General features: G+C 36.7%; 4 protein-coding genes, 1 tRNA gene and 1 pseudogene. 4 read left to right on the top strand and 2 right to left on the bottom strand.

Annotated features, from left to right (window positions below):
- A pseudogene (locus H1P_RS30170) lies at positions 1-412 on the bottom strand (protein translocase subunit SecD); the annotation flags it as partial.
- Positions 413-579: 167 nt separating this feature from the next.
- On the opposite strand from H1P_RS30170, the gene H1P_RS30165 reads away from it, so the two are divergent.
- The gene (locus H1P_RS30165) at positions 580-798 is read left to right on the top strand and encodes a hypothetical protein (protein ID WP_144874713.1); all 219 of its coding nucleotides are present in this window, start codon (positions 580-582) and stop codon (positions 796-798) included.
- A gap of 423 nt (positions 799-1,221) precedes the next feature.
- Here the strand turns inward: H1P_RS30165 and H1P_RS30160 are convergent.
- A tRNA-Ser gene (locus H1P_RS30160) sits at positions 1,222-1,308 on the bottom strand.
- A 455-nt stretch (positions 1,309-1,763) separates the two neighbouring features.
- On the opposite strand from H1P_RS30160, the gene H1P_RS30155 reads away from it, so the two are divergent.
- From H1P_RS30155 to H1P_RS30145, 3 genes are all read left to right on the top strand, one after another.
- Positions 1,764-2,417, top strand: a complete 654-nt coding sequence (locus H1P_RS30155; RefSeq protein WP_144874710.1) for a response regulator — start codon at positions 1,764-1,766, stop codon at positions 2,415-2,417.
- 2 nt (positions 2,418-2,419) lie between these two features.
- Positions 2,420-3,259 carry a CPBP family intramembrane glutamic endopeptidase gene (locus H1P_RS30150; protein ID WP_144874708.1) on the top strand — a complete coding sequence of 280 codons (840 nt, stop codon included), beginning with the start codon at positions 2,420-2,422 and terminating at the stop codon, positions 3,257-3,259.
- A gap of 127 nt (positions 3,260-3,386) precedes the next feature.
- Entirely contained in the window at positions 3,387-5,759 is a 2,373-nt protein-coding gene (locus H1P_RS30145) for an ATP-dependent helicase (RefSeq protein WP_144874706.1), read from the top strand.
- Positions 5,760-5,986: the final 227 nt, after the last annotated feature.

Here is a 5,986-nt window from a genome sequence, read left to right as displayed (position 1 = left end):
TAGCTAGTTGTAATTGCAGTTGTTGTCTGACTTGAGATTCTGCTGCAAATTCTCCTTCTGTTCCTTGTCTTTGCTCTTTAAATTCTAACTCCGCAGTACCTTGTAAACGTCTTTCGGCGGTTTCGGGTTCGCTTTCTCCTGGTAATTGGACTAATATTTTATCGTCACCAACAGTTTGCACTGTGGTTTCAGAAACCCCAAATTCATTTATACGGTTTTCGATAACTCTTTGAACCGCTTCTAAATCTTCTCTTGTGATTTCCGTAACTTCTTCAGTGGGTTTAACTTGAATCGTTAACTGTGAACCACCAATTAAATCTAGACCTTGTTCTGGGGGAATTGTGATTAAAATAGCGATCGCTGCTGCTAATAACGCTAAAATTAACACAACATAGGCTCTTTGTTTCTGCATTGACTACCACCTGCTGTAACAAATGATATGATAAACTGTTTCGCTGCTCTTCGTAAAAGGTAACAACTATCTGTCTACTTAACTTAACCACTAAAAATCCAGTAATAGTCTTTTCCTACAGTCAGCCAGCAAGTACTATGATGTAGAGAAAACACAAGAAATGATTAATGATCTCGAAAGAAGAAGCCCAACAACTTTTAGAAAGAATGATTTTTGAAGAAATGCAGCCTCAAGATTGGGCGCAGGATGTCTGGGATTTTAACCCAATTCATGGAGAGAGTGCTGCTAGATTATTGGAGGCATTTACCGCTTTAATTCAGATAAGTAGCCCCGAAAGGCTAGAAACATATCTTCACAGTCTCTATGAAGACCGCATTGATGGCTAAAACTAATGTCACTCAAACTGCTCTTTATTTCCCATTTTCCCGTATGGAAATAACAGGTAAGCGAGTAATATTTGAGTAATTAGTAGTCTTAGTTGGTTGCGTTAGGCGAGTAAAAGTATCGCTTTCTTTAGCTACTTGTAGATATGCGAATGGCGAGACTCGAACTCTATAACAATCCTTCTACTAACGTAGTTATGCAGCCTGAAATACCCAATACATAAACGTTTAAACGATATTGGGTATAAATTGGGTACAAATGGGTACAGAATATAAAGGCTATCAAGAGTTACACGAAGACTTCAAAAGATACCAAAAACAGACCCCTTTAGGGGTAAGGTAAGTGAGTAAGTTTTGAGTGTAATCGGTTATAGGGTGACTTGGTTGGGGGTTTGAAACCCGCCTGACGACGTTATTTTATTAGTACGGAGAGGGGGGGATTCGAACCCCCGATAGAGTTACCCCTATAACTCCTTAGCAGGGAGCCGCTTTCAACCGCTCAGCCACCTCTCCAGGGTGACAGTATACGATTATAACAGATTAATCATAATTGTAAAGATGAGTTTGGTCTATTTTGAGATTTTTTTTGCTTTTAATTGTTGATTGATGGTTTTTGCGATCGCATTTCGGGCATTTGAGATCGAGTATTTAATTATTTATTCATCATTTCTGGGGCTATTCAAGGATAAGTAAGTAAAAAGTAGACCCACTAAACAATTCTATATTAAGGCTGTTCTACAAAAAGTCTGGTTTTTTCACAATCGAATTACTTAAGATAAAGACTTTGGAATATCTACACCAAATCTTAAATAATAGTTAAACCAGAATTCTGGTACTCTATTTTAATGATAAATAATCAATAACAACTATCAAAACTAGCTCTAAAAAAATAATTGATATTCTTTTTAATGATCTAGTTGTATTTACTTTAGACTTGGCTACATTTTAAATATTTTCTGTCATAACTAATGCTTGAAACAACAACGGTCAATTCGATGATTAATATTTTAGTAGTTGACGATCAAAAAACCAGTCAACAGTTTTTAAAGAATTCTTTAGAAAGCGAACCTGATTTTAATATAATTGGAATAGCAAATAATGGAGAAGAAGCAATTGAAAAAGTTGCTAAATTCCAGCCTAATATTGTTATTATGGATATTAATATGCCAGTAATGAATGGCTTAGCTGCTACTAAAGTTATTGCTGAACGTTACACATCAACTAAGGTATTAATTTTTAGTCTTTACGATGACGATGAATCTCTAAGTAATGCCATAGAAGCAGGAGCAAAAGGTTATTTATTTAAAAATACTCCTTCGGAAGAAATTATCATGGCAATTCGTTCTGCTCATCTAGGATATTTTCAGTTAGGGCCTGGTTTATTAGAAAGATATCTTTATCGATTTTCTACTAATTCACTTACTAATAAAGAAATTAATAAAAAACTGGCAAATGTTTCTACAATAGTCGATAAAAATCAGGATATAAGTTTTTTAACAAGTAAAATAGTCAAAGATATTTCTAATGTTGAGAGGAACGTACTACTAAATCGCACTCTAATTTATATTATGTTTATTTTTACCACGTTACTATTATTTTTAGTAATGTTTAATAAAGCATAATCATGTTGAGACAACAACTACAACATCTCAAAAAGCAATCTGCTCCGTTGCGTTTATTTGGTTTTTTGGTGTGTTTAGCAATAATTTGGTTACCTTTGGCGATTCCCATCAATTTATTATTAAAAAGCGATCCTAATTTAGCGACAATTGTCACGATGGGATTATTATTTATTATTTTTATTTGTTTGCAAAAATGGTGGGGAAAATATGTTTATCAACAGCCTTCTATTTTTCAGCAGTATGGCTTAAAAGATAATAGGTTAAGTCTGATTAGTTTGATTAAAGGATTAGCTATTGGCTTTGGCGTTTGTTGGGCTTTATTTATTACCGAGGCTCTTTTTGGCTGGATAGAGATTGGTAATGCTTCAGGTTTTTTACTGAGAATAGTTTTTGAAGGATTATTGAGTGCTTTGGGTATTGCTTTAGCAGAAGAATTAGTTTTTCGTGGTTGGGTATTATACGAATTAGAACAAGACTATAGTAAAAGCACTGCTGTGTGGACTAGCTCAATTGTATTTGCAACTGCTCATTTTTTAAAACCAATAGCAGAAATTATTCGGACTTTTGTCACGTTTCCTGCTTTATTACTATTAGGATTAACTTTAGTTTGGGCAAAAAGAGCCAATAAAAATCACCTAACTATTTGTATTGGGTTACACGCTGGTTTAGTGTGGGGTTATTATATTTTAAATGTGGGGAATTTAATTACTTATACGAATAAAGTTCCTGAATGGATTACAGGTATTGATGGCAATCCTATTGCGGGAATTTTAGGTTTAACTTTTATGGGTGTTTTAGCTTTGGTGATGAGAGGGAAAGCGAAGCTGAAAGATGAAGCGTAAAGAATCGGGAATGAAAGTAAAACTTATTTTTCTGAGATCGTTAGTATTTATTAACAATGTACTAAAAAAGTACTATTAAATTGCCAAAATTGTTAATATCAAGTTTCATCTCGACAATTTAATAGGTATGGTTTTAGATTCTCAGGATACTTCTGCAAGCAACCTTAATGTGACTTCTACTTTTGTCGATCGCCAGCAATGGTTAGAAACTCAATTACAATTATTGCGTAATAGTTTAAGACAAGGACAGCAAAGTTTAGCAGACTGGAATAGAGGACAGATGGCAGTTTCGGCTGTTCCAGGGGCGGGAAAATCCCATAGTCTTTCTGTAGCAGCAGCGATCGCAATTGCCAAAAATCAGTTACACAGTCGCAAGCAACTTGTGATTGTTACCTATACTCGTTCCGCAGCAGCTAATATAAAGAGTAAGATACGCGATCGCTTAAAAGAGTTGAAATTGCCTCCTGGGGGCTTTGTAGTGCATACTCTTCATGGTTTGGCGTTGCAGATTGCTAATTCTCAAAAGGAGTTATCAGGACTTAATTTAGACAATGTAACTATTATGGTGCCGACAGTGGGGCATCGTATTATTAGATCGGCGGTGGATCGCTGGATTGCCAAAAATCCCCGTCACTACCAGGTATTAATTGAAGGGGTGCAGTTTGATGGCGAGGAAACAGAAAAATTACGGCGGCAATCAGTCTTAAGAACGGAAATATTACCTAGTTTAACCAATATTGCTGTTAGAGAAGCTAAAAGCTCAGGATTACTACCAGAAGACCTCTGGGAATGGAGTAAAACCGCTACGGATAGCTATCAAGTATTAGCCATTGCAGCAGGACTATATCAACAATATCAGGAACTGATGCGATCGCGAGATTTTGTTGATTACGATGATATGATTTTAGCTGCTTTGCGAGTGCTAGATTATCAACCAATGCGAGTATTGTGGCAAAATCAAGTCTTTGCTGTGTTTGAAGATGAAGCGCAAGATTCTAGCCCTTTACAAGAGAAATTAATTTCCATTTTGGCAGAAAATGCATTTCCTACATCAGCACCTAATTTAGTTCGAGTAGGGGATCCCAATCAAGCCATTAACTCCACTTTTACCCCTGCAAACCCGATTTATTTTAATTGGTTTTGTAATGATTGCGAACAACAAGGCAATTTAGCCACCATGAATCAGGCAGGACGCAGTAGTAAGATTATTATTGATGCTGCTAATTTTGTTTTGCATTGGGTAAATCAGCAGACTTTAGAAAAGCATAAAACATCCCCAGTAGAAGAGGTTGCATTACCTTTTAGATCGCAGAATATTTGTTTAGTAGATAGTGACGATCCGCAACCAGAAGCCAATCCCCATCCTGAAGGTAAAGGCTTAGAAATTAAGATACCCGATGATGTCTATCATACAGTGGAACTAATCGAACAAAGAGCGATCGCCCTTCTACAAGCAAATCCCCATCGTAGTATCGCTATTTTAGTAAGGGAAAATCGCCAAGGACGTTTTATTGCAGAGAAATTGGCACATCTACCCAAGGAAAATAGCATCAAAGTCTATGAAGTCGGCGAAAGCGAAAGATATTCCCAAATTCCCCAAGAAATACTTACTTTACTCCAATTTTTAGACCGCCCTCACTCTCCAGATAACCTAAAATCGGCATTAGAAGTCTTAACCCAACGAGGCTTAATTCCCGCCCAAGACTTAAACGCATTAGCCACCTATCCCGAACAATTTTTATACCCCAGTCCCCTTCAAGAAGAGCAAAAACCATCGGTATTGCAAGCCCGTCGCTACTGTTGTAATCTATTACGCGCCCGCTTAGAATTACCCCACTATCAATTAATCCCCTTTCTGGGAATGACTCTTAAATATACAGGAGGGGAATTAGCCACAGTACAAAAACTATCAGAAAAAGTTAACCTCCAGATTGCCCATCATAGCTCTCTCAAAAGTACCATTGAAGCCCTAGAAGAAATAGTAATTTCCGAAAAATTTGAAGGGGTAGAAGAAGATACAGGCGATCGCTATACCCGTAATGGTCAGATTACCATTATTACCATGCACAAAGCAAAAGGACTCGATTGGGACTATGTATTTCTCCCCTTTCTCCATGATGATGTACTACCTGGGGAATTATGGGTACCTGTCGCAGCAAGATTTATCGGCTATTTCACTTTAGCAGAAGTGGCACGCGCTCAAATTAGAACCTTAATGCATCACAAACTACTGTTAGAAAATAACAAAGCAGTAGCCAACACCATCCCCAACCCAGTAGAAGCTTGGACAGAAGCCGAAAGACTCAAACAAGCTGAAGAATTTCGCTTACTTTATGTAGCAATGACAAGAGCCAAACGCCTCCTCTGGATATCTGCTGCGGATTTAGGCCCTTTTCGCTGGAGTATTTTTAGGGGTGATCGACCAAGCAAAATGCAGAAGAAAAAACCCTGTCCTGCCTTACCTGCGTTGATTAAGCAATTTCCTCAGTGTTTGGTTTGAAAACTTTTTTCATGTTTCTAATTTAACCAAAAATATTATGAAAAATAAAAATGATAAAAAATTATTTATTATTCAACCACCAGAGTACAAGTACGATCAATTCCAATACTGTTCGGTTAAGCTAAACAACATGAGTTAATGAAAGTATTCATCATCCAAATGCATGAAACTATTTACTCTAACTCTTATTTCTCGAATACTTGCACTTGCTACGCCTATTAATTTAT

It is taken from the genome of Hyella patelloides LEGE 07179 (assembly GCF_900659865.1).
In the GTDB taxonomy this organism is placed as follows: Bacteria; Cyanobacteriota; Cyanobacteriia; order Cyanobacteriales; family Xenococcaceae; genus Hyella; species Hyella patelloides.
Note: the sequence above shows the minus strand (reverse complement) of the source record. Positions and strands in the feature narration are given on the sequence as shown.